This window comes from Streptomyces diacarni (assembly GCF_003323715.1).
In the GTDB taxonomy this organism is placed as follows: domain Bacteria; phylum Actinomycetota; class Actinomycetes; order Streptomycetales; family Streptomycetaceae; genus Streptomyces; species Streptomyces diacarni.
The window spans coordinates 43,408-65,617 of record NZ_QOIN01000068.1; the positions used below are offsets into that span (position 1 = coordinate 43,408).

Genomic DNA, 22,210 nt, shown 5'->3' on the forward strand with positions numbered 1-22,210 from the left:
GAAACCATGGCACTGACCATCACGCGCCCGGAGATCGTAGAGACCACCACCCGGCCGGACGCCGATGACGAGATCGAGTTCGTCGACAACCTCGACACCGTCGCCGGCAACGAGGTTATGCGCGGTTGCGGCGACGACAACCCGTACTAGACCACACGCCTACCGAGGCCGCCCGCAGCCGGCGGGCGGCCTCGCCCACTCCCACGCCCTACACTCCCGCCGTGGTGACCACGAGAATGCACTGGGACGACCTTCCGACCGCAACCCGCAACGCCGCTGCCGCACACACCGGCACCATCTACGGCGCGAGCACATCGACCAAGGGGCGCAACAGCGAAATCGCCGCCACCCTGGACACCAGCACCGGTCACGTCTTCGTCAAGGGACTCCGCTGCGATCACCCACGCGCGTGGACACAGCAGCGCGAGGCCGCCATCAACCCGTACGTGGCAGGGCTCGCCCCCCGCTTGCTGTGGTCTCTCACCGACGGCGATTGGCACCTGCTCGGCTTCGAGCACATCGACGGCCGTCCCGCCGACTACGCCCCCGGGTCCGTCGACCTCCCGCTAGTCGTCGCAGCGCTCATCACCTTGTCCGCAGTCCGAGCCCCAGCCGGCGTCGAGCTCAAACAGATCGAGCAGCGGTTCGCCGCCTACACCGACCACCCCGACGATGCCGCGCTTCTGCGGGGTGACACCGTGCTGCATACCGACTGGACCCCCGACAACGTCCTGATCATCGACAACGCTGCCCGTGTCGTCGACTGGGCATGGCCCACCCGCGGCGCCGCGTGGATCGACGCCGCCTGTTGGGTCGTCTGGCTCATCGCCACCGGTCACGCACCCACCGATGCCGAACAGTGGGCAGCCAAGACCCCGGCATGGTCCACCGCGCCGGCCCGCGCGCTGAACGTGTTCGCCACAGCGCAACAGCGCCTCTGGCGCGGGATCGCCGATGAAGCCCCCGATACCCCATGGAAACGCTCCCTTGCCCACGCGGCGCACCGCTGGGCCACTCACCGTCAACGCTGACGAGAGGGCACCCCATGAGCACCGACCCGCCCATCCACCCGCGCGAAACACTCGCGACCCCAGCCGGGGAACCAGTCGAGATCGACACCGGCATGATCCCCGTCATCCGGGAACTCTGGCGCCTGGGGATCACGACGACCGCCTGCTGCCAGGACGTAGGCGAGGCCACCGCCGGAGTACGTGAGCAACGCGGCTCTCCGCTCGGCTACGGCGGCGACGGCTTCATCGCCTACCACCGCGGGTGGGCCCTGCTGAAACTGCCGACTCCCGACGCACTGCGCCTGGTCGCGCTCCTCGCTGACAAGCCGCGGTTCGCCGACCGCGTCCGCTGCCCATGGCGCCCCGGCTCCTGGCGCATGAACGTCCCTCTACTCCCGACCGGGCTCGACGACGAGGCACTGTTGCACTTCCCCGGTGAGCAGCTTCCAGAGCTCGTCGAGGAGCTAGCCGCATAATGTGACCGCCCCCGACGGTCGACCGTCGGGGGCGGTAGGCGCATTTGGCGACGCGTCCTGGCGAGCTCCTGCCGCGGCTCCGTTCTTCACTCCTTCGGACGCCGCTCTCGCAACTCCAGAATGGCGCGTCGCCGGGCGAGGCGGTGCGTACGCCTGATCTGCGCCTCTTGGAACCGCCGCTTGTCGCGGTCCGTCTCCGGGATGACCGAGGGCACGGCCCGCGGCTTCCCGTCCGCGTCGACCGCGGCAAACACCAGGTAAGCCGATCCGACCTGGGTGGCCGGCGTCGACTCGTTCCAGCGCTCGGCCATAACGCGTACGCCGATCTCCATGGAGGTCCGACCCGTCCAGTTGCATTGTGCGTGCACGTGCACGAGATCGCCTACGCGGACCGGGGAGAGGAACGCCATCTCGTCCATGGTCGCTGTCACGGCAGGCCCGCCGGAGTGCCGTCCGGCCACGGCCCCGGCCGCGTCGTCGGCCAACTTCATGATCACGCCACCGTGCACGGTCCCGTACAGGTTTGTGTCACCCGCCGTCATGATGTGTGACAGCGTCGTACGGGATGCCGAGGTCGGCTTGCCGGGAAGGTCTTCCCCTGCCGACGTGGGGCGCTGATCAGTCATGCTCACCACCATAAGCGGGCGACCCCGACACCCTGCACAGACGGTGTCGGGGTCGCCCCTGGCCCCTCATCGCGCGTTTCCGCTGGTCAGCGAGTTTGTGCTTTAGGGGACGAACCGTGCACCAGGTCCCCCACCCTGACCGGTTCGAGGAAGACCATCTCGTCCATGGAGGCGGTCACCGCGGGCCCCTCGGAATGGCGCCCCGCCACAGCTCCGGCCGCGTCGTCGGCCAGCTTCATGATCACGCCGCCGTGCACGGTCCCGTACAGATTGGTCTCGCTGCCCGTCATGATGTGGGAGAGGGTCGTACGGGAGGCGGCCGTCGGCTTGCCCGGAGGCTCACTGTGCGCCGCATGCGCCTGATCGGTCATGACCTCCACCCTATGGGGCACCGCACAGGTCACCCGAGCCCGGCATTTTGCATCAGACCTGCTACAGCTCGTCCCCGAAGCGGTACCCGCCCTGTGTTCCGCCATCCGGGTGCAGGCACACTGCGAGACATGAATCAGTGGCCCGATGGCTGGACCGACAGCTCCCGGGGCCGGGAGGGCCGCGGCAGCGGTACGCCCCGCCCCGACCCCACACGTGTCATGCCCCACACATCGACCCCCGGTGTCCCTCCGCAGACCCGGGGCCCGGGCCAGGGTTCGCACTACGGACAGAACTACGATTCCGGACGCGGTCCCCGTGACGACCAGGGGTACGGCCAGGCGCCTCCAGGCAGCTACGACTCGGGCTACAGCGACGGCCAGGTCTACGGCGGCGGAGGCGGCCGGGGTGCCGACCGTGGGCCCGCCGGGTACGACGGCCGCCCGCGCCCCGACTGGCGGCGCCGGTTCAAGTGGGGTCTGATCACCCTGGTCGTGGTGGTCCTGGCCTGGTCCGTGGGCACCTACTTCTGGGCCGACTCCAAGCTCCGCCGCGAGGTGGACCTCAGCATCGTCGAGGACCGGCCCGAGGGCGGGGACGGCACCAACTACCTGATCGTCGGCTCGGACAGCCGCGAGGGCATGACCGCCGAGGACCGCAAGAAGCTGCACACCGGCGGCCCCACCGACGGGGGCAGGACCGACTCGATCATGATTCTGCACGTCGGGGACAACGGGAGCACCATGGTCTCGCTCCCGCGTGACTCCGACGTCGAGGTGCCCTCCTACGTCGGCTCCGAGTCCGGCAAGCACTACCCGGCCCAGGGCCGCCACACCAAGATCAACGCGACGTACGCCGAGGACGGTCCGCCGCTCCTCGTCCGCACGGTGGAGCACAACACCGGGCTGAAGATCGACCACTACGCGGAGATCGGCTTCGGGGGCTTCGCGAAGATCGTCGACGCGGTGGGCGGCGTCGAGATGGACATCCCGCAGGACATCCACGACGACAAGTCCGGCGCCGACTTCAAGAAGGGCAAGCAGACCCTCGACGGGAGGGAAGCCCTCGCCTTCGTACGGACCAGGTACGCGCTCAAGGGCAGCGACCTGGACCGCACCAAGAACCAGCAGAAGTTCCTCGCCGCCCTCGCCAACCAGGCGGCGACCCCCGGCACCGTCCTCAACCCCTTCAAGCTCTACCCGACGATGGGTGCGGGGCTCGACACGCTCAAGGTCGACAAGGACATGAGCCTGTGGAACGTGGCCTCCATGTTCTGGGCCATGAAGGACGTCTCCAGCGGCGAGGGCAAGTCCATGAACATGCCGATCTCGGGGAACGCGCCGGGCGGGAACCTCCAGTGGGACAAGGCCAAGATGCGGAAGCTCGTGGACCAGCTCAACAACGACGAGAAGGTGACCGTCACCTCCGACCGCTGAGGTGACGCCCCCGCGCGAGCGGTGGGCCGGTCGCGCGCACCACCGGCTGTGGCCGGGTCCCGTGACAGGGGCCCGGCCACAGGTGTGCCGAAGACGTGCGGGGCGGCGGCGGGCCGCCCCGCGCTCCGCGTCGTCGCCGCTCAGCGGTCGACCAGGCACAGGCAGAACGGGTGTCCCACCGGGTCGAGGTAGACGCGGAAGTCCCGCTCGCCTCCGCCGTCGTCCTGGAGCAGCCGCGCGCCGAGCGCCAGCACCTCGCGTTCGGCCTCGTCGATGCGTGCCGGAGAGACGTCCAGGTCGAGGTGGAGCTGCTGCGAGTGCTCCCCGCTCGGCCACTCGGGCGGCACGAGGTCGGGCGCCTCCTGGAAGGCCAGCCGCCTGCGTCCGCTCTCGTCCACCACCTCGGTCCAGGTGCTGTCGCTCCTCGACTCGTCCACCTTCCAGCCGAGCATCCGGGCGTAGAAGTCCGCCAGGCGCCCGGTGTCCGGGCAGTCCAGGACGACAACGCCCATCGTGGGGATGGCCATCGTGTTCTCCCTCTCGTCGCGCTCGTCGTGTTACCGCCATGGCGCGGCAACCGGTAACGGGCCGGTTACCTCATGATGGGGCGCGACCGGTAACGTGGCAAGGGTGGGAGACAGACAAGCCCCCGCATCACTCGTTCTGGTGCAGGAGTTGGCGAACACGCTGGACGTCGAGTCGGGGAGGGACCGTCTGGACACGGCGGACGACCTCGCCCGGTTCGTCCGCGCACACGAGTTGACCGCCTTCCGGCTCGGCACACGCGACCTCGCGGGACTCCGCGAGCTGCGAGAGGCGCTGCGCGCCGCCTGCCTCGCCCACACGGGCTCTCCCGCGTCCCCCGAGGCCGTCACCGCGCTGGACCGCCAGCTGAGCGAGGCACCCCTCACCCTCCGCCTGGACGGCGACGGAGAGGCTGCCCTGGGCCCCGCGCACGGGCTGTCCGGGCTCCCGGCGTTCACCGCGCACCTGGCCGTACGGATCGCCACCGCGGCGGGTGACGGGACCTGGGCCCGGCTCAAGGCGTGCGAGGCCCACGACTGCCAGTGGGTCTACTACGACCGCAGCCCCGCAGGCCGCAGCCGCTGGTGCACCATGGCCGTCTGCGGGAGCCGCGCCAAGATGCGCACCTACCGGGCGCGGCGCACCCGGTAGCCCGGCCCCGGGCCGCCCGCCCCGTCAGGGCCCGGGCAGACGAGAGGCCGGACGGAGCGACGAGAGGGCCGGACGGAGAAAGGGTGGCGGCCCGGTCAGAGCGTGGGGCGGCCCAGGGCGCGGAAGGTCCAGCCCGCCTTGCGCCAGAGGGTGGGGTCGAGGGTGTTGCGGCCGTCCAGGATGTGGCGGGCGGCGGTGACATCGCCGAGCGCCGCGGGGTCGAGCTCCTTGAACTCGGCCCACTCCGTGAGGTGGAGGACGACGTCGGCGCCCCGTGCCGCGTCGAGCGCCGAGGGCGCGTAGCCGAGCGTGGGGAAGACGGCGCGCGCGTTGTGCATGCCCTTGGGGTCGTAGACGGTGACCTGCGCGCCCTGGAGGTGGAGCTGTCCTGCGACGTTGAGCGCCGGGGAGTCGCGTACGTCGTCGGAGTCGGGCTTGAAGGTGGCGCCGAGGACGGCGATGCGCTTGCCGAGCAGGGCGCCGCCGAGCGCTTCGCGGGCGAGCTCGACCATCTGGGCGCGGCGCCGCATGTTGATGGAGTCGACCTCGCGCAGGAAGGTGAGCGCTTCGGAGGCGCCGAGTTCGCCCGCGCGGGCCATGAAGGCGCGGATGTCCTTGGGGAGGCAGCCGCCGCCGAAGCCGATGCCGGCGCGCAGGAACTTGCGCCCGATGCGGTCGTCGTGGCCGATGGCCTCGGCGAGTTTGACGACGTCGCCGCCGGCGGCCTCGCAGACCTCGGCCATGGCGTTGATGAAGGAGATCTTGGTGGCGAGGAAGGAGTTGGCCGACGTCTTGACGAGCTCGGCGGTGGGGAAGTCGGTGACGAGGAAGGGGGTGCCTTCCGCGACGGGTGTGGCGTAGACGTCGCGCAGGAGCGCTTCGGCGCGGGGGCCGCCGACGCCGATGACGATGCGGTCGGGGTGGAGGGTGTCCTTGACGGCGAAGCCCTCCCGCAGGAACTCGGGGTTCCAGGCGAGTTCGGCGTCCGCTCCGGCGGGGGCGAGTGCGGCGATGCGGGCGGCGAGCCGCTCGGCGCTGCCGACGGGCACGGTGGACTTGCCGACGACGAGCGCGGGCCGCTCCAGGTGGGGGGCGAGGGAGTCGACGGCGCGGTCGACGTAGCTCATGTCGCAGCCGTACTCGCCGTGCTTCTGGGGGGTGTTGACGCACAGGAAGTGGATGTCGCCGAAGGCGGCGATCTCCTCCCAGGAGTCGGTGAAGCGGAGGCGTCCGCTGGAGCCCTCGACGCCGGCGACGTGGGAGCGCAGCAACTCCTCGAGCCCCGGCTCGAACATAGGTGCGCTCCCCTGTTCGAGTTTGCGCATCTTCTCGGGGACGACGTCCAGCCCGAGCACCTCGAAGCCGAGCTCGGCCATGGCGGCGGCGTGGGTGGCGCCGAGATAGCCGAGACCGATCACGGTGATCCTGGGCGAGGCCATAGAGGTGCTCCTTGTGACGGCTGAACGCTGCCCGCGAGCATAACGGGACCCCGGCTGTCGCGAACCTCACGTACCCCCGGGGAGGCCGGGGCCACTAAAATTGCGGTTACTTAACAGTAATTAGCGTTCCCGCAGTGCAGGCACGTACAGGCAGGCTCTCGAAGGAGTGAGACACCTTGGCGTCTGATTTCGATCTCTACCGCACCTCGGAGGAGCACGAGATGCTCCGCGACTCGGTACGCGCGCTCGCCGAGGCGAAGATCGCGCCGCACGCCGCCGAGGTGGACGAGGAGTCCCGGTTCCCGCAGGAGGCGCTGGACGCGCTGGTCGCCAACGACCTGCACGCCGTCCACGTGCCGGAGGCATACGGCGGCGCGGGCGCCGACGCGCTGGCGACCGTCATCGTCATCGAGGAGATCGCCCGGGTCTGCGGCTCCTCCTCGCTCATCCCGGCCGTCAACAAGCTCGGCTCGCTCCCGGTGATGCTCTCCGCCTCCGAGGAGCTGAAGAAGCGCTACCTGTCGCCGCTGGCCAAGGGCGACGCGATGTTCTCGTACTGCCTGAGCGAGCCGGACGCCGGCTCTGACGCGGGCGGCATGAAGACGAAGGCCGTGCGCGACGGCGACCACTGGGTGCTGAACGGCGTCAAGCGCTGGATCACAGGCGCCGGCGTGTCCGACTACTACACGGTGATGGCCGTCACCGACCCCGACAAGCGCACGAAGGGCATCTCCGCGTTCGTCGTGGAGAAGGGCGACGAGGGTGTCTCCTTCGGCGCCCCGGAGAAGAAGCTCGGCATCAAGGGTTCGCCCACCCGCGAGGTCTACCTCGACAACGTGCGCATCCCCGCCGACCGGATGATCGGCGCCGAGGGCACGGGCTTCGCGACCGCGATGAAGACCCTCGACCACACCCGCATCACCATCGCCGCGCAGGCGCTCGGTCTCGCACAGGGCGCGCTCGACTACGCGAAGGGCTACGTCACCGAGCGCAAGCAGTTCGGCAAGCCCATCGGGGACTTCCAGGGCGTGCAGTTCATGCTGGCCGACATGGCGATGAAACTGGAGGCCGCCCGTCAGCTGACCTACGCGGCAGCCGCGCGCTCCGAGCGGGTCCACGAGGGCGGTGACGGCGCGAAGGAGGATCTGACCTTCTTCGGTGCCGCGGCCAAGTGCTACGCCTCCGACGCGGCCATGGAGATCACCACCGACGCGGTGCAGCTGCTGGGCGGCTACGGCTACACGCGCGACTACCCGGTCGAGCGGATGATGCGCGACGCGAAGATCACGCAGATCTACGAGGGCACCAACCAGGTGCAGCGGATCGTGATGGCCCGCAACCTGCCGTAGGGCACCCGTAGGGAGCGACGGTGCGGGGCCGGTGTCCGACAGGACACCGGCCCCGCGTGTGTCCACAGGCGCTGCGGGGGTCAGTGCGGATCAGTGCCCCAGGTCGCAGCATCCGTCCCGGCGCAACTGGCGGCTCACGTGGCGCCAGTGGTCCGTCTCGTGGGCGCGCACGTCGGCGGTGCCGTACGCGCCGATCAGCTCCTCCTGCTCGTACGGCACGCCGCCCCGCACGGTCGTCACCGTCCGCACCAGTGCGTCGAAGTCGCGCAGCGGGTCGCCGTCGACCAGGGTGAGGTCGGCGAGCTTGCCCTCCTCGACGGTGCCGAGCTCCTTGTCGACGCCGAAGACGCGAGCCGGCAGTGCCGTCGCCGTGCGCAGCACCTCGTGCGGCCGCAGCCCGGCGCGGTGCAGGGCGCGCAGGGCCAGGTGCAGGTGGAGCCCGACCGGGACGAGCGGCTGGTCGGTGCCGAGCGCGACGGTGCCGCCCGCGGCCAGCACACGGCGGTAGACGGCCGTTTCCGTCTCCAGCGTGGCCAGCTGCTCCTCGGTGGGCGGGGCGCCGGCCAGTTCGCGCACGGCCTGCACGTCCCACGGCGGCATCAGCCGGGTGACGCGTTGGTCCTCCGCCAGTTCGGGCTGGGCACCCAGCAGCGGGGACGCGGTGAACGGCGTGGCGACGAGGTGGAAGTCGCCGGGGGTGCTGTAGATGCCCACCACGTCCTCGCAGGCGTGGCCCGTCGCCGTGGTGGCGTGGCCGTACTCCAGGCGCTGGGTGGCCTGCAGATGGGTGGTCAGATCCTGGCCGACCTGCACGCCCGGGGTGCACAGGTGGCTGCCCGAGCGCACGCCCAGCTTCTCGTGGGCGTAGGCGGCGGCCGTGCGCATCGTCGTCGCGGGCGCACGCACGTACGTCTTGACGAAGTCCCAGTCGAGCGCCCCGGCGCGCTCCAAAGAGCGGCGCAGGCCGTCCTCGGTGCGGTGGGCCCTGCCCATGCTGTAGGCGACACGGGCGCCGTCCAGCAGCTCCCCGGTGGCCAGCAGCCTGGGCCCGGCCAGCTTGCCGGCGGCGACGGCCTCGCGCAGCCTGGCCTGCTCGTAGGCGAAGCCGCCGAAGGAGACGGCGGTGGTGATGCCGTAGGCGAGCTGGGTGACGGTCTGCCGGCCGCCGTAGGTGGTCTGCCAGGGGTGCGTGTGGGTGTCCCACAAACCCGGCAGCACGGTCAGCGAGGAGGCGTCGAGGCGGCGTGCGGCGCGGCGGCCCGCGCGGTGCGGGGCGATCTCGCTGATCCGGCCGTCCCGCAGCACCAGGTCCACGTCCTCGCGCACACCGGGTCCCGTGCCGTCCCACAGCCGCCCGGCGTGCACCACGGTCTCCTTGGGCGCGGGCCGCCGCCACGACAGCCGCATCCGTACGGTGCGGGCGTGGCGGCCGTCGACGCCGCGCAGCCGCAGCGTGCCCGCCGACAGATACAGCAGCGTGCGCGAGTCGCCGGACCAGGAGGGGTGGTCGGCGCTCTCGTCGGTCAGCCGGCGGGCCTTCCCCGCGGGGCTGCCGTCCTCGCGCACGGGCAGCACCCACAGCGCCGACTCGCTCACGGCCGCCATCCAGCGTCCGTCGGGCGACCAGACGGGACCGGCGGCGTACCGGTCGGCGAGCGAGGCGTGCGCGGCCAGCGGGTGCAGGGCATCCTCGCCGCTGTCGGCGTCGAGGACGCGGATGAGGTTGTAGCCCTCGCGGAAGCGGAAGTTGAGCCGGTTGCGGTCGCACAGGGCGATGCGGCGCCCGTCGGGCGACCAGCTGGGCGGCCCGGGGATGCCGCCGCCGCCCATGGGCGCGGCCAGCGTGCGCTCCTCGCCACTCGCCAGGTCCTTGACCAGCAGGTTGCCCGCCATGTCGAGACATGCGAGCCGGTCCCCCGCGGGCGAGAGGGCGCCGAAGACCCGGCCTCCGCCGGCGAGTTCCCTCTCCTTGCCGCTGTCGAGTTCGCGGCGGCGGACGGCGAGCAGCCCATCGCGGTCGTCACTGTAGAGCACGGCCTTGCCGTCGCGGGTGAAGGAGGGCGCGCACACGTAGTGCGAGGCGTGAGCCCGCACGAGTGCGCGGGGGCGGCCGTGTCCGTCCGTGCGGGCGAGCCAGAGGGCGTTGAGGGCGACGAACGCGAGGTGCTCGCCGTCCGGGGAGAGCACCGGCTGCTGCACGCCGCGCACCCGGTGGCGCCCCGCCGCCTCGAAGCCGTAGTCCTTGACGCGGTAGCGCGGGCGGCGGGTGGGGAGTTCGGCGGTGAAGGGGATGCGCTCGGCGGCCTCGGGCCTGGCGGGGCGCAGCAGCCTGAAGGTGCCCGAGACGGTCAGCAGCAGCGTCTCGCGGTCGGCCCAGCGCGGCGGTACCGGCGCCAGATCGCCGTCGATGTCGACCGCCTCGCCGTCCACGACCAGCGTGCACGTCGCCCGGGGCGCAGGCGTGGTGCGCAGGTAGGCGAGCTTGCCGGAGGGCGAGACGGCGGGCGTCATCAAGGAGACGCCCTCGGTGGAATCCTCGTGCTCGGTGCGCACGTCGCCGGAGCCGTCGGCTGCGACGGAGACCAGGGTGCGCGCCTGGAGGGCCGGCCCGTCCTCACCGTCCTCGACCGAGCCCCGGACGCACAGCACCCGTGCGCCGTCCGGCGACCAGGTGGGGTCGAAGTCCTCCCACGCGCCGCCCTGCAACGGACCTTCCTGTCCCTCGCGGCCGGTCAGCCGACGCGTCTCGCCGGTGCGCACGTCGAGCACCCAGATACGGTACGGGCTGCCGTCCACCGGGTCGCCGCCGCGCTCCGAGGCGAACGCGAGACGGGTGCCGTCGGGTGACCAGGCGGGGCCGCGGTCGTCCCACGGCCCGTCGGTGCGCTGCTTGAGCCCCGAGCCGTCCGGGCTGAGGGTCCACAGGTGGAAGCCGCCGCCGCGGTAGGCGCACACGGCAAGCGTCTTGCCGTCGGGGGCGAGGACCGGGCGGGTCGGCTCCAGCCCCGGGACGCTGAGCGCCCGCGCGGTGCCACCCGAACGGGGGACGGACCACAGGATGTTCTGCATCTCCGCGATCAGCCTGTCGGCTCCCGGCACGAGGGTGGCGGCACCGTTGGTGGCGGCGGAGAACGGCACGGTGCGGGAGCGGCCCGCGGTCTCGGCGGGGGCCGCGGCGGCGGATGCCGGAGCGGCGGTGGCAGGTGCCGGGGCGGCGACCGCTGGGGCGCTCAGTGCGGGGCCGCCGACGGCGAGGGCGCCGCCCGCGGCGGCGGCGGCCTGGAGCAGACGCCGCCGGGCGAGGGGGCCGGGCGGTGTGAGGGGCTCGGTGTCGGTGGAGTGGTCAGGGGCGGGGGAGGCGGGGGTGGGGGAGACGGGAGCGGAGTGCGGGGACGATTCCGAAGTGGCCAACGGTCCTCCCTGGACACGAGCGGGGGACCGCTGATGCTCGCGGGCCCCGAGGGCGCGGTCAAGACCGCTCGCCGCTCGGGGCCCGCGTCAGTCGGCTCCGGTGCCGTTGGGGAGTTGCCGCGCTCTCAGCCGTCCAGCTCGTCGATCGTGGCGATCGAGGGGCCGCGCCGGGTCTGGAGGGTCAGCGCCGCCTCCTCGGCCTCGCGCAGTACCCGCACCGCGTTCGACCAGGTCAGCTTGGACAGGTCCGCTTCGGACCAGTTGCGGTCCAGCAGTTCGGCCACCAGGTGCGGGTAGCCGGAGACGTCCTCCAGCTGGGCGGGCGTGAAGGGGGTGCCGTCGTAGTCGCCGCCGATGCCGATGTGGTCGATGCCCGCGACCTCGCGCATGTGGTCGAGGTGGTCGGCGACCGTGCGGGCGTCCGGCACGGGACGCGGGTTCGCCGTCTCGAACGCCTGCTGCACCCGCCGGCCCTCCTCGCCCAGGTCGAGGTGGTGCAGCCCGTGTGCGCGCATGTTCTCGTCGGCGGACCGCGTCCAGGCCACGGCCTCGGGCAGGATGAACTTCGGGACGAACGTCGCCATCGCCACGCCGCCGTTGGCGGGGAGCTGGGCGAGCACGTCGTCGGGGATGTTGCGCGGGTGGTCGCAGACGGCGCGCGCCGAGGAGTGGGAGAAGATCACCGGGGCCTCGGCGACCCGCAGCGCGTCCCGCATCGTCTCCGCGGCCACGTGCGAGAGGTCGACCAGCATGCCCAGCCGGTTCATCTCGGCCACGACCTCCTCGCCGAACCGGGACAGGCCGCCCGCGCGCGGCTCGTCGGTCGCCGAGTCGGCCCAGTCCAGCGAGTTGTTGTGGGTGAGCGTCAGGTAGCGCACACCGAGCTGGTAGAGGGCGCGCAGCGTGGCCAGCGAGTTGTTGATGGAGTGGCCGCCCTCGGCGCCCATCAGCGAGGCGATGCGGCGCTGCGCGTGCGCGGCCTCCACGTCCTCGGCGGTGAAGGCCAGTTGCAGATCCTCCGGGTAGCGCGCGGCCAGCATCCTGACGGCGTCGATCTGCTCCAGGGTGGCGCTCACCGCGTCGTCGCCGGTCAGCTCACCGGGGACGTAGACGGACCAGAACTGCGCGCCGACGCCGCCGGCGCGCAGCCGCGCGAGGTCGGTGTGCAGCCGCTCGTGCTGGTCGTGGGCGATGTCGAGCGCGTCGAGGTCGTAGCGCACCTGTTCGCGCAGGGCCCAGGGCAGGTCGTTGTGGCCGTCCACCACGGGGTGCTCGACCAGCAGGGCGCGGGCGCGCTGAAGGCTGGGGCTCGCTGCCGTCGTCATCGTGCGCCTCCCGTCGGGCCGCCGAAGCCGAACCCGGTCTCGCCGGCCGCCTTGGCGCGCAGCCGCTTGCCCTTCTCGGTGGCCTGCGCGTTCAGCTCCTGCTGGAAGTCGCGCATCCGCTCGCGCAGCTCCTCCTCGTGGGCGCCCAGCATCCGGGCGGCCAGCAGCCCGGCGTTGCGGGCCCCGCCCACCGAGACGGTGGCCACGGGCACGCCCGCGGGCATCTGCACGATGGACAGCAGCGAGTCCATGCCGTCCAGGTACTTCAGCGGCACGGGGACGCCGATGACGGGCAGCGGGGTGACGGAGGCGAGCATGCCCGGCAGGTGCGCCGCGCCGCCGGCCCCCGCGATGACCGCCTTGAGGCCGCGGTCCACGGCGTCCTCACCGTAGGCGAGCATCTCGCGGGGCATGCGGTGCGCGGAGACGACGTCGACCTCGTAGGCCACCTCGAACTCGTCGAGCGCCTTGGCCGCCTCCTCCATGACGGGCCAGTCCGAGTCGGACCCCATGACGATCCCCACGAGGGGGCTGGCAGTACTCAATACGGCTCCTAGGTTCCTGGGTGGGACGGCCGGCTCCGGCGGCCGGGGCGCGCTCACTCGGTGATGGTGCCCCGCAGATACCCGGCGGCGTGCGCGGCCCGCTCCCGCACGTCGGCGAGGGCGTCCCCGTAGACGTTGACGTGACCCACCTTGCGTCCCGGCTTCACGTCCTTGCCGTACATGTGGATCTTCAGCTGGGGGTCCCTGGCCATGCAGTGCAGGTAGGCGGGGTACATGTCGGGGTAGTCGCCGCCGAGCACGTTGGCCATCACCGTCCACGGGGCGCGGCAGCGCGGGTCGCCCAGCGGCAGGTCGAGGACGGCGCGCACGTGGTTGGCGAACTGCGAGGTGACCGCGCCGTCCTGGGTCCAGTGGCCGGAGTTGTGCGGGCGCATGGCGAGTTCGTTGACGAGCACCTCACCGTCCGCGGTCTCGAACAGCTCGACGGCGAGATGGCCGACGACGCCCAGCTCGTGCGCGATGCGCAGCGCCAGCTCCTGGGCGCGCACGGAAGTGTCCGGGTCGAGGCCGGGCGCGGGGGCGATCACGGTGTCGCACACGCCGTCCACCTGGATCGACTCGACGACGGGGTAGGCGACGGCCTGCCCGTGCGGGGACCGCACGACGTTGGCCGCCAGCTCCCGCGCGAAGTCGACCTTCTCCTCGGCGAGGACGCCGACACCCGCCTTGAAGGGTTCACTCGCGTTCGGGTCGTCGGCGCCGCGCACGACCCACACGCCCTTGCCGTCGTAGCCGCCGCGCACGGTCTTGAGGACGACGGGGAAGCCGTCGGCTCCGCCCGTGGCGCCCTCGCGCGCGAACGCGGCCACGTCGTCCGGATCGCTCACGAGGCGGTTGCGCGGCGCGGGGACGCCCAGCTCGCTCAGGCGGGCGCGCATCACGCCCTTGTCCTGCGCGTGCAGGAGCGCGTCGGGCCCGGGACGCACCGGGATGCCGTCCGCCTCCAGGGCGCGCAGGTGCTCGGTGGGCACGTGCTCGTGATCGAAGGTGATCACGTCGCACCCCTGCGCGAAGCGGCGCAGCGTGCCCAGGTCGCGGTAGTCGCCGACGACGACTTCGCCGGCGACCTGTGCGGCCGAGTCCTGGGCCGTATCGGAAAGGAGCTTGAATTTGATGCCGAGCGGGATGCCCGCCTCGTGGGTCATACGAGCGAGCTGGCCCCCGCCGACCATGCCGACTACCGGGAACGTCACGGTCCCCAGGGTACGGGGCGCGGGACGGCCACCCTTCCGCCCCTTCCCACCACGGGCCGCCGGGCCGCTGGGGCCGCTGGGGTTGTCGGGGGTGCTGGGGTGTGCCGTATGAAACAAGCCACGTCGTCTCACAGCTGGTGGAGCGGCCCGCGCAGGCGGCTGCTGACCTGCGCCGGGGCGCCGGCCCGCAGCGGAGCGGACCGCTCCGGTGTGCGGCGGCGCGCCACCGGTGAGACGATGGCGCGCCCAGCCGAGGACCGCGGGCTGCGCCAATCGCCCCACGAGGCGAACTGGTGGCTGGTTAGCATGGGGCAGCCTCTGACGCCGACCGAAACGGGGCCGAAGCATCACTATGGGTGAATGGCGCTCTGTGCGCCCGAGACTGGAACGACTCGTGCGCGAACTGGCCAAGTTCGGCGCCGTCGGCGCGCTGGGCTTTCTCGTGAACGTCGCGATCTTCAACCTGTGCATCCACACGTTCCAGCTCGCCCCCATCCGCTCGGGCGTCGTCTCCCAGGTCGTGGCCATCGGCACCAACTACCTGGGCAACCGGTACTGGACCTACCGGCACATCGACAAGAACCAGATCCACCGCGAGACGGTGCTGTTCTTCTTCTTCAGCGGTATCGGCCTCGTCCTGGAGAACGGCATCCTCGCCCTCTCCCACTACGGCTTCGGCTACACCTCGCCGCTCGCGGACAACATCTCCAAGAACGTCATCGGACTCGCCATCGGCACCGTCTTCCGCTTCTGGGCCTACCGGACCTGGGTCTTCCGGGTCGGCGCCCAGCAGGCGGGCAGCGGCTCCGAGGCCGGGGAAGGCGCCGGGGACGAAGCCGACGACGAGGAGCCGGCCAGAGCCGAGTCCGAGGCGGCGGCCCTGCACAGGACCCCGGCCCAGAGCCGGGGCGGGTCCGCGGCCGGAAGCACCGACAACAGGGCCGGGGAAGCGGCGTCCGGCGCCTCCGCCGCGTCCGTCTCGGGCACAGCGCCCGCCTCGCCCGCCTCCGGCGGTGTCCGGCTCACCCGCGCCAGGAACGCCCCCGCGGCGTCCGGCTCACGCGACGTCCGGGGCGTCGAGGTCGGTGGCCTCGCGGCTGAGGAACAGCGCGAAGACCGGCGGAAGCTGCTGAAGTAGCTCCAGCCGTCCCCCGTCCGCCTCCGCGAGGTCCCGGGCGACGGCCAGACCGAGCCCGGTGGAGTTGTGACCGCTGACCGTGCGCTCGAACACCCGCGAGCCCAGCGCCTCGTCCACCCCTGGCCCCTCGTCCGTGACCTCCACCACCACCTGGTTGCCCGTGACGCGGATCCGCAGCGCCACGGTGCCGTCCCCGTGCATCAGCGAGTTCTCGATCAGCGTCGCCAGCACCTGCGCGACCGCGCCGGGGGTGCCGACCGCCCGCATCCCGGTCTTCCCCGAGTGCACGATGGCCCGCCCCGCGCTGCGGTAGGCGGGCTTCCACTCCTCGATCTGCTGTTTGACGACCTCGTCCAGATCGAAGCTGACGGCCGAGCCCGTACGCGGATCGCGCGAGTTGGTCAGCAGCCGCTGCACCACGTCCGTGAGCCGTTCGACCTGGGCGAGCGCGATGGTGGCCTCCTCCTGGACGACGGCCCGGTCCTCGGGGGTCGCCCCCTCGGAGGTGGCGATGATCTCCTCCAGCCGCATGGAGAGCGCCGTCAGCGGCGTCCGCAGCTGGTGGGAGGCGTCGGCGGCCAGCCGCCGCTCGGCGGTCAGCATCCGGCCGATCCGGTCCGCGCTGGCGTCCAGCACGTCGGCGACCCGGTCCAGCTCGGGCACCTGGTAGCGGCGGTGCCGCGGGCGCGGGTCACCCGAGCCGAGCCGCTCGGCCGTCTCGGCCAGGTCCGTCAGCGGGGCCGCGAGCCGGTGCGCCTGCCGTACCGCGAGCGCGGCGGCGGCGATCACCGCGAGGAGCGCCACCGCCAGGATGATCAGCAGTGTGCGGCCCACCTCCGCGCGGACCGCGGCCCGCGACGCCTGCACGGTCACGCGTTCCCCGTGCGCGCCCGTCTGTCTCGACTCGACGACCTCGCCCTCGGGCCGCTCACCGACCTCGATGGCCTTGCGGTCGCCCGGCATGTCGACGCGGATGTAGCGGACGTAGCGGTCCTTGGACGCCGTGACGCCGATCGACGCCTTCGTCACCCGCTCCCCCGCGACCAGCCGGCTCTCCACCGTGGAGACCAGCCGGGAGGCCTCGGCGCGCACGCTGTCCCGGGTGCTGCTCTCGATGGTGCGGGACTCGACGATGACGAGCGAGATGCCGAAGACCGCGACGACGACGAGGACGACGGCGAGCGTGGACATGATGAGCCGACGGCGCACGTGCTGGCTTCTTTCCTCACTCTTCCCGGTTCACCCGGAACTCACCCCGGACCGCCGGGACTTCCCGGCGGTCCGACACTTTCCGGGTGCTCTGACTCTCCCCCGGTTTCCCAGGGCCTAGCTCTTCTCGAAGCGGAAACCGACCCCGCGCACCGTGGCGATGTAGCGGGGGTTCGCCGCGTCGTCGCCGAGCTTCTTGCGCAGCCAGGAGATGTGCATGTCGAGGGTCTTCGTCGACGACCACCAGGTGGTGTCCCACACCTCGCGCATCAGCTGGTCACGGGTGACGACCCGGCCCGCGTCGCGCACCAGCACCCGCAGCAGGTCGAACTCCTTGGCGGTGAGCTGGAGCTCCTCCTCGCCCATCCAGGCGCGGTGCGACTCGGCGTCGATCCGCACCCCGTGGGTGGCCGGGGGCTGGGCCGGCTCGGCGGGGGTGCCGCGGCGCAGCAGCGCCCTGACCCGTGCCAGCAGTTCGGCGAGCCGGAAGGGTTTGGTCACGTAGTCGTCCGCGCCCGCGTCGAGGCCCACGACCGTGTCCACCTCGTCCGCGCGTGCGGTCAGGACGAGGACCGGGAAGGTGTGGCCCTCGTTGCGCAGCCTGCGGCACACCTCCAGCCCGTCCATCCCCGGCAGGCCCAGGTCCAGCACGACGAGATCGATGCCCTCGCGCAGCCCCGCGTCGAGCGCGGTGGGACCGTCCTCGCGCACCTCGACCTCGTATCCCTCCCTGCGCAGGGCGCGGGCCAGGGGCTCCGAGATCGATGCGTCATCCTCGGCGAGCAGTACACGGGTCATGCACCGATGGTAGTCCGCGTGGCCGAGCGTAAGGGGCACGCGGTGCGCTCCCCCAGGGCGCACTGTCGATCTCCAGGTGAAGTGAACACGTCACCATCGAATGCGGCTCAGGGTTCCACGTTTCACCTGCGATCTACGTCACAAGCCCTTCCCCGCACCCCGAGACGGTGACTTATGGTGAGGAGAATTGTCGTGACCGACAGGGGCCCGTGTTCCTCCCGACATCCCGTGGCCCCGTAGCTGTGCGAGCTGCGGTTCCCGACCGCGGTCAACCCCCCATCCCGGGCGCGCTGCCCCACCATCGTGGCCTGCGCGTCCCGACACCGAGGAATCCCCACATGGCGTCCAGTCTCACGAAGGACGCGGCCGGCAACACCGGCGGCAAGACCTTCTTCGGCCACCCACGAGGCCTGGCCACTCTGTTCATGACCGAAATGTGGGAGCGCTTCAGCTTCTACGGCATGCGTGCCCTGCTGGTGCTCTACCTCACGGCTGCCGCCTCCGAGGGCGGCATGGGCATGGCCGCGTCCACGGCGGTGGCGCTCTACTCCGTGTACAACGCCACGGTCTACCTGATGTCGATGCCGGGCGGCTGGCTCGGAGACCGGGTATGGGGGCCGCGCAAGACGGTCGCCATCTCCGCGGGCGTCATCATGGTCGGGCACGCCCTGCTGGCCGTCGGCGTCAACGCCCTCTTCTTCGTCGGCCTCGTCTTCATCGGTGTCGGCTCCGGGCTGCTCAAGGCCAACATCTCCACGATGGTCGGCCACCTCTACAAGGGCCCCGAGGACCCGCGCAGGGACGGCGGCTTCACCGTCTTCTACATGGGCATCAACGTCGGTGGCTTCTCCGCGCCGCTGCTCATCGGCTGGGCCGGCGAGAAGGTCAGCTGGCACCTGGGCTTCGGCCTGGCCGCCGTCGGCATGGGCCTCGGCCTGATCCAGTTCCTGTACGGAAGCCGGCACCTGGCCGCCGAGTCCAGCGCGATCCCGAACCCGCTGACCGCCCCGGAACGCTCCAGGGCCATCCGCAACCTGGTGCTCACCGTCGTGGTGCTGGCGGCCTTCTACGCCGTCATCGTCTTCGCCGACCTGTTCACCATCGACTGGGTCCTGTGGCCGGTCAGCATCCTCGGCCTGCTGCTGCCGACGTACCTGTTCACCCGGATGCGGCGCGACCGCGAGGTCACCGGCGAGGAGAAGTCGAAGCTCACCGCGTACATCTGGTTCTTCATCGCGGCGGCCATCTTCTGGATGATCTTCGACCAGGCGGGCTCCACGCTGAACCTGTTCGCCGAGGAGAACACCTCCAAGAGCCTCCTGGGCATCACCTTCCCCACGAGCTGGTTCCAGTCGATCAACTCCCTGTGGGTGATGATCCTCGCGCCGGTCCTGGCCGCCCTCTGGGTCAAGCTCGGCCAGCGGAACCCGTCCACCACCACCAAGTTCTCCATCGGCCTGATCGGCATCGGCGCCTCCTTCGGCCTGATGATGCTGGCCATGGGCGCCGCCTCCGGTGGTGTCCAGGTCAGCCCCATGTGGCTGATCATGGTCTACCTGATCCAGACCGTCGCCGAGCTGTGCCTGTCCCCCGTCGGCCTCTCCGTCACCACGAAGCTGGCCCCGGCCAAGTACGCCAGCCAGCTCATGGGCGTCTGGTTCCTGGCCGTCACCGCGGGTGACTGCGTCTTCGCGATCGTCAAGCTCATCGTGGGCGACGGGGCCAGCGGGACGACCGGCTTCGCCGTCCAGGGGATCATCGCCGCGCTGGCGGGCGTCGCGTTCCTCGCCGCCCGCAACAAGATGCGGCCCCTGCTGGGCTCCGTGAAGTAGCCCGGCACCCCTTGCCCCGCACGACCGCGCCCTCCCGCCTCCTGGCGGGAGGGCGCGGTCGTGTTCGCGGTCGTGTTCGCGGTCGTGCTCGCGGTCGTGCGACCCAAGCCTGCTCACCGTCCGTAGCCAAAACCGTCGCCGCGCGCCGGCGGGGCCACGGACGGCTCAGCCGGCGCCGCCCCGGCGCTCCCCCGGCTCCCCGGACTCGCCCGGCTCGGGCGCTCGCTCCTCCCGGGGGCGGGGCCGGGCGGCCAAGTCCGGAGCGAACCAGGGCCTGCCGCGCCCTTCCGCACCCGCGGGGCGCGGAGCGTGCTCGGGTTCCGCGCGCAGGGCAGCGCCGGCACGGAGCCGGTCCCGCAGACGGGTCCCGGAACCCCGGCGCGTCATACGGGCACGCGTCGCGGGGGTCGGCGCGTCCGCCTCGGCGTCCGCCCCGGCGGGTGGGCCGGCGTCGGCGGACGGTTCCCTTTCGGGTGAGGGCTGGGCGTCCGGGGGCGGCTCCGGGCCGCCGGCAGGCCACCGGGCCCGGCCGCCCACTCGTCCGGTCCGGCGGCGCCGCCCGCGGGACGGTCCGGTCGGGGCGGCGGCCGGGTCGTCGGGGCCGCGCGGGCGCAGCCGGTCGACGAGCAGCATGCCCATCCTGAACACCACCGCGGGAACGACCACGCACAGCAGCACCCAGAACAGGGTCACGCCCCAGGGCCGTCCGACCTCCCAGGGCTGCTCGGTCAGGACACGGCGGTCCAGCTTGGCGGCGACCGTGTACTTGCCGTGAGCGCCGGAGGCCAGCTCGACGGGCAGCTCGACGCGCGCCTTCTCGCCCGGGTCGACGGTGCCGCGCCACTGCTGGCGCTCCCACTCCGGGGCCAGAACGCCGTGCGAGGTGCCCACCTCGAAGACCGGGTCCCTGGCACGGTCGGAACCCAGGTTGCCGACCGTCAGCACCAGCGTGCGTTCCTGCGGGGCGCCGAACCAGTTGAGCAGCCCGCCCTCCCCCTCCAGCCGCGCCGCCAGAACGGCCAGCCGCCCACCGGTACGCCGCTCCGGCAGCGGTTCGACGGGGTGGCCCGCGACCTCGAAGGCCGCGTCCGCCGCCGCGTACTCGCCCGTCACCGTCGCTGCCCGTACGACGCACGGACACGCTTCGGGCGGTTCGGCGACGGGGAGCTTCTTGCTGAAGCGGCCGCTGCCGTCGGTGGTGACGGCCTGCCCCTCCGCGTTGGCGCACGCGTTCGTGCCGCCGATCGCGTTCTGCCCGCACAGCAGCAGCGTGAGCAGGGTGTCGGGCCGCCACCCGGTCCCCCGCACCGTGACGGTCGCCCCGGCGCCGGCCTCGTCCCTGGAGAGGGCGATCTCCGGCTTGTCCTTGTCCTTGTCCTTGTCCTCGTCCTTGTTCTTGTCGGTGGCGGCCTGGGCCGAAGCAGGCGTCGCCGAAGCATGCGTCAGGGAGGGAAGGGCGAAACACGCCAGGACCGCGACCAGAAGCGCGGCTCTTCCGGCGCGGCCCGGCGTGCCGTTGCGGATGCTGCTCGTCCTCACGTCGCCGCTCCCGTCAACTCGTGCTGCCCGCCGCTGCCTTCGTCCTTGGAGCCGCCCCCACGCACACCGACGGGCGCGTCACCGGAAGTCCCGGCGGCGCCCGCCGGGACACCGTCTGCTCCCTCGTGCCGGGTGCCGTCCCCCTGCGCTTTCGTGGCCCCCGCCCGTCCGGGGCCGTTCCCCCGCCGCCTGCCTCGCAGGTACCAGCCCGCGCCGCCCGCCACGGCCACCAGCAGCACCCCGCCGCCCCAGCCCCAGGGAACAGCGGTGTAGGAGGCCGTGGACTGATCGCGGGCACCGCCGCCCGCCGTGACCGTGACCCGCACGTGGGCCAGGTCGGCAGCGGGCGGGTCCGGCCACCGTTCGTGCCGGGTGACGCGCTGTCCCGGCAGCAGTTCGAGAGGCAGTTGACGCGCCGCGCGGCGCGTCAACTGCCCGAACAGTCCGTCGGCGCGGAACGCCAGACGCGGGCGCAACGCGGTGTTCCCGCGGTTGACCAGCGTGTAGGTGAGCGCCGCCGAGCCGTCGGCCCGCTCGTGGACGGAGACGTCCTCCACGCTCAGCGCGGCCAGGGAAGGACCGCTCACCCGCAGGTGCAGGCGGACGCCCGCATCGCGCTCGCCGTCGCTGACGACGACGGCGGCGGGATGGTCGCCGGGCACGGCGCTGTCGGGCACGGTCACGCGCAACGGGACTTCCGCGCGCGTGCGCGGCGGCACCTCGACGGTGTCCTCCGCGAGGTCGAGCCACTCCCCCGCTCCCTCGCTGCGCCCTTCGTCGCGTACGGCGAAGCCGCCGTCACGGGTGTTGTACGCGTCGGCGGCGCGCAGCCGGAAAGTGCGCGGCTCGCCGCTCTCGTTGGTCAGCGCGAGCGTGTCCTTCAGTACGGTGCCGGGCGGCCCCTCCAGGTAGAAGAACGGCCTGGCCTCGTCGGCGGCAGCCCCCTCGGGCGGCACCGGAGACGCAGACCAGGACGGGTCGTCGGCCGTCGGCGCGGCCACGGCCGCTCCGCCCCCGAGCAGGCAGCTCACGGCCAGCACGAGCCCCGACCCCGCCCGCGCTCCCCACCGGAGCGGACTCCTGCGCGAGCGGCCACACGCCGCGCGCCCGCCGCGCCCCTCGGCCCTCGCCGCTCCCATGGCACTCGCCCGTGCCACAGCACGCTCCGACATCCCGAGCCCCTCGATCCGGCCGATCCACCCCGGCCCGGCCCTCTTCCCCATCCCGCCGCTTCCCTCCGGACCGACCGCACGGGACAACCGCTCCTCGGCACCCGCCGCACCCCGGGCAGCCTCGGGACCGCGCTCCGTAGACGCCC

20 protein-coding genes and 1 pseudogene are annotated in these 22,210 nt (G+C 72.2%); 8 read left to right on the top strand and 13 right to left on the bottom strand.

What is annotated here, in order from left to right; genetic code table 11:
- The first annotated feature begins 6 nt into the window (after positions 1-6).
- From DTL70_RS33790 to DTL70_RS30900, 3 genes are all read left to right on the top strand, one after another.
- Complete coding sequence (locus DTL70_RS33790; RefSeq protein ID WP_181861148.1) at positions 7-150, top strand: hypothetical protein; 144 nt, start codon at positions 7-9, stop codon at positions 148-150.
- A 71-nt stretch (positions 151-221) separates the two neighbouring features.
- Positions 222-1,031 (top strand): aminoglycoside phosphotransferase, encoded by an 810-nt coding sequence (locus tag DTL70_RS30895; RefSeq protein ID WP_114025323.1) that lies wholly within the window; start codon positions 222-224, stop codon positions 1,029-1,031.
- Positions 1,032-1,045: 14 nt separating this feature from the next.
- Complete coding sequence (locus tag DTL70_RS30900; RefSeq protein WP_114025324.1) at positions 1,046-1,486, top strand: hypothetical protein; 441 nt, start codon at positions 1,046-1,048, stop codon at positions 1,484-1,486.
- A gap of 86 nt (positions 1,487-1,572) precedes the next feature.
- On the opposite strand, the gene DTL70_RS30905 is transcribed toward DTL70_RS30900, so the two are convergent.
- Both DTL70_RS30905 and DTL70_RS30910 read right to left on the bottom strand, forming a co-directional pair.
- Positions 1,573-2,112 carry an acyl-CoA thioesterase gene (locus DTL70_RS30905; RefSeq protein ID WP_114025347.1) on the bottom strand — a complete coding sequence of 180 codons (540 nt, stop codon included), beginning with the start codon at positions 2,110-2,112 and terminating at the stop codon, positions 1,573-1,575.
- Positions 2,113-2,228: 116 nt separating this feature from the next.
- Positions 2,229-2,483, bottom strand: a pseudogene (locus tag DTL70_RS30910) (hotdog domain-containing protein); the annotation flags it as partial.
- Between the two features lie 129 nt (positions 2,484-2,612).
- Between DTL70_RS30910 and DTL70_RS30915 the strand changes: the two are divergent.
- Positions 2,613-3,917, top strand: a complete 1,305-nt coding sequence (locus DTL70_RS30915) for an LCP family protein (protein WP_114025325.1) — start codon at positions 2,613-2,615, stop codon at positions 3,915-3,917.
- Positions 3,918-4,057: 140 nt separating this feature from the next.
- Here the strand turns inward: DTL70_RS30915 and DTL70_RS30920 are convergent, their stop codons facing one another.
- Positions 4,058-4,444 carry a VOC family protein gene (locus DTL70_RS30920; protein WP_114025326.1) on the bottom strand — a complete coding sequence of 129 codons (387 nt, stop codon included), beginning with the start codon at positions 4,442-4,444 and terminating at the stop codon, positions 4,058-4,060.
- A gap of 103 nt (positions 4,445-4,547) precedes the next feature.
- Here DTL70_RS30920 and DTL70_RS30925 point away from each other — a divergent pair, with 103 nt between their 5' ends.
- On the top strand, positions 4,548-5,093 hold the full coding sequence (locus DTL70_RS30925) for a CGNR zinc finger domain-containing protein (protein WP_114025327.1): 546 nt from the start codon (positions 4,548-4,550) through the stop codon (positions 5,091-5,093).
- 95 nt (positions 5,094-5,188) lie between these two features.
- On the opposite strand, the gene DTL70_RS30930 is transcribed toward DTL70_RS30925, so the two are convergent.
- Positions 5,189-6,532: a UDP-glucose dehydrogenase family protein gene (locus DTL70_RS30930; RefSeq protein WP_114025328.1), complete on the bottom strand. Its 1,344-nt coding sequence runs from the start codon at positions 6,530-6,532 to the stop codon at positions 5,189-5,191.
- Between the two features lie 176 nt (positions 6,533-6,708).
- Here DTL70_RS30930 and DTL70_RS30935 point away from each other — a divergent pair, with 176 nt between their 5' ends.
- Positions 6,709-7,881: an acyl-CoA dehydrogenase gene (locus DTL70_RS30935; protein ID WP_281278742.1), complete on the top strand. Its 1,173-nt coding sequence runs from the start codon at positions 6,709-6,711 to the stop codon at positions 7,879-7,881.
- Between the two features lie 90 nt (positions 7,882-7,971).
- Here the strand turns inward: DTL70_RS30935 and DTL70_RS30940 are convergent, their stop codons facing one another.
- From DTL70_RS30940 to DTL70_RS33330, 5 genes are all read right to left on the bottom strand, one after another.
- The gene (locus DTL70_RS30940; RefSeq protein WP_245980136.1) at positions 7,972-11,292 is read right to left on the bottom strand and encodes an amidohydrolase family protein; all 3,321 of its coding nucleotides are present in this window, start codon (positions 11,290-11,292) and stop codon (positions 7,972-7,974) included.
- 125 nt (positions 11,293-11,417) lie between these two features.
- Positions 11,418-12,617 (bottom strand): dipeptidase, encoded by a 1,200-nt coding sequence (locus DTL70_RS30945; protein WP_114025329.1) that lies wholly within the window; start codon positions 12,615-12,617, stop codon positions 11,418-11,420.
- Positions 12,614-13,129, bottom strand: coding sequence for a 5-(carboxyamino)imidazole ribonucleotide mutase (gene purE, locus DTL70_RS30950; RefSeq protein ID WP_114025350.1), 516 nt, complete (start codon positions 13,127-13,129; stop codon positions 12,614-12,616). The genes DTL70_RS30945 and purE overlap by 4 nt, the downstream gene beginning before the upstream one ends.
- A gap of 86 nt (positions 13,130-13,215) precedes the next feature.
- The gene (locus DTL70_RS30955) at positions 13,216-14,355 is read right to left on the bottom strand and encodes a 5-(carboxyamino)imidazole ribonucleotide synthase (RefSeq protein WP_245980159.1); all 1,140 of its coding nucleotides are present in this window, start codon (positions 14,353-14,355) and stop codon (positions 13,216-13,218) included.
- Positions 14,356-14,504: 149 nt separating this feature from the next.
- Positions 14,505-14,684, bottom strand: coding sequence for a hypothetical protein (locus tag DTL70_RS33330; RefSeq protein ID WP_147266845.1), 180 nt, complete (start codon positions 14,682-14,684; stop codon positions 14,505-14,507).
- A gap of 62 nt (positions 14,685-14,746) precedes the next feature.
- On the opposite strand from DTL70_RS33330, the gene DTL70_RS30960 reads away from it, so the two are divergent.
- On the top strand, positions 14,747-15,514 hold the full coding sequence (locus DTL70_RS30960; RefSeq protein WP_245980139.1) for a GtrA family protein: 768 nt from the start codon (positions 14,747-14,749) through the stop codon (positions 15,512-15,514).
- Here the strand turns inward: DTL70_RS30960 and DTL70_RS30965 are convergent.
- A complete protein-coding gene (locus DTL70_RS30965; protein ID WP_114025331.1) occupies positions 15,434-16,723 on the bottom strand; it encodes an ATP-binding protein in 1,290 nt (429 codons plus the stop codon). The two genes, DTL70_RS30960 and DTL70_RS30965, sit on opposite strands and share 81 nt — an antisense overlap.
- A gap of 117 nt (positions 16,724-16,840) precedes the next feature.
- A complete protein-coding gene (locus tag DTL70_RS30970; protein WP_181861149.1) occupies positions 16,841-17,521 on the bottom strand; it encodes a response regulator transcription factor in 681 nt (226 codons plus the stop codon).
- Between the two features lie 338 nt (positions 17,522-17,859).
- On the opposite strand from DTL70_RS30970, the gene DTL70_RS30975 reads away from it, so the two are divergent.
- Complete coding sequence (locus DTL70_RS30975) at positions 17,860-19,353, top strand: peptide MFS transporter (RefSeq protein WP_114025333.1); 1,494 nt, start codon at positions 17,860-17,862, stop codon at positions 19,351-19,353.
- A gap of 165 nt (positions 19,354-19,518) precedes the next feature.
- Here the strand turns inward: DTL70_RS30975 and DTL70_RS34650 are convergent, their stop codons facing one another.
- On the bottom strand, positions 19,519-20,892 hold the full coding sequence (locus DTL70_RS34650; RefSeq protein WP_245980142.1) for a neocarzinostatin apoprotein domain-containing protein: 1,374 nt from the start codon (positions 20,890-20,892) through the stop codon (positions 19,519-19,521).
- Positions 20,889-21,893 carry a COG1470 family protein gene (locus DTL70_RS30985; protein WP_245980145.1) on the bottom strand — a complete coding sequence of 335 codons (1,005 nt, stop codon included), beginning with the start codon at positions 21,891-21,893 and terminating at the stop codon, positions 20,889-20,891. Before DTL70_RS30985 ends, DTL70_RS34650 begins: the two co-directional genes overlap by 4 nt.
- Between the last annotated feature and the right edge of the window lie 317 nt (positions 21,894-22,210).

Excerpts from the sequence above, each read along its gene's own strand:
- DTL70_RS33790 (WP_181861148.1), top strand. The coding sequence starts at position 7 with ATGGCACTGACCATCACGCGCCCGGAGATCGTAGAGACCACCACCCGG.
- DTL70_RS30900 (WP_114025324.1), top strand. The coding sequence starts at position 1,046 with ATGAGCACCGACCCGCCCATCCACCCGCGCGAAACACTCGCGACCCCA.
- DTL70_RS30905 (WP_114025347.1), bottom strand. The coding sequence starts at position 2,112 with ATGACTGATCAGCGCCCCACGTCGGCAGGGGAAGACCTTCCCGGCAAG.
- DTL70_RS30915 (WP_114025325.1), top strand. The coding sequence starts at position 2,613 with ATGAATCAGTGGCCCGATGGCTGGACCGACAGCTCCCGGGGCCGGGAG.
- DTL70_RS30920 (WP_114025326.1), bottom strand. The coding sequence starts at position 4,444 with ATGGCCATCCCCACGATGGGCGTTGTCGTCCTGGACTGCCCGGACACC.
- DTL70_RS30930 (WP_114025328.1), bottom strand. The coding sequence starts at position 6,532 with ATGGCCTCGCCCAGGATCACCGTGATCGGTCTCGGCTATCTCGGCGCC.
- DTL70_RS30945 (WP_114025329.1), bottom strand. The coding sequence starts at position 12,617 with ATGACGACGGCAGCGAGCCCCAGCCTTCAGCGCGCCCGCGCCCTGCTG.
- purE (WP_114025350.1), bottom strand. The coding sequence starts at position 13,129 with ATGGGGTCCGACTCGGACTGGCCCGTCATGGAGGAGGCGGCCAAGGCG.
- DTL70_RS30955 (WP_245980159.1), bottom strand. The coding sequence starts at position 14,355 with ATGGTCGGCGGGGGCCAGCTCGCTCGTATGACCCACGAGGCGGGCATC.
- DTL70_RS33330 (WP_147266845.1), bottom strand. The coding sequence starts at position 14,684 with ATGCTAACCAGCCACCAGTTCGCCTCGTGGGGCGATTGGCGCAGCCCG.
- DTL70_RS30970 (WP_181861149.1), bottom strand. The coding sequence starts at position 17,521 with ATGACCCGTGTACTGCTCGCCGAGGATGACGCATCGATCTCGGAGCCC.
- DTL70_RS30975 (WP_114025333.1), top strand. The coding sequence starts at position 17,860 with ATGGCGTCCAGTCTCACGAAGGACGCGGCCGGCAACACCGGCGGCAAG.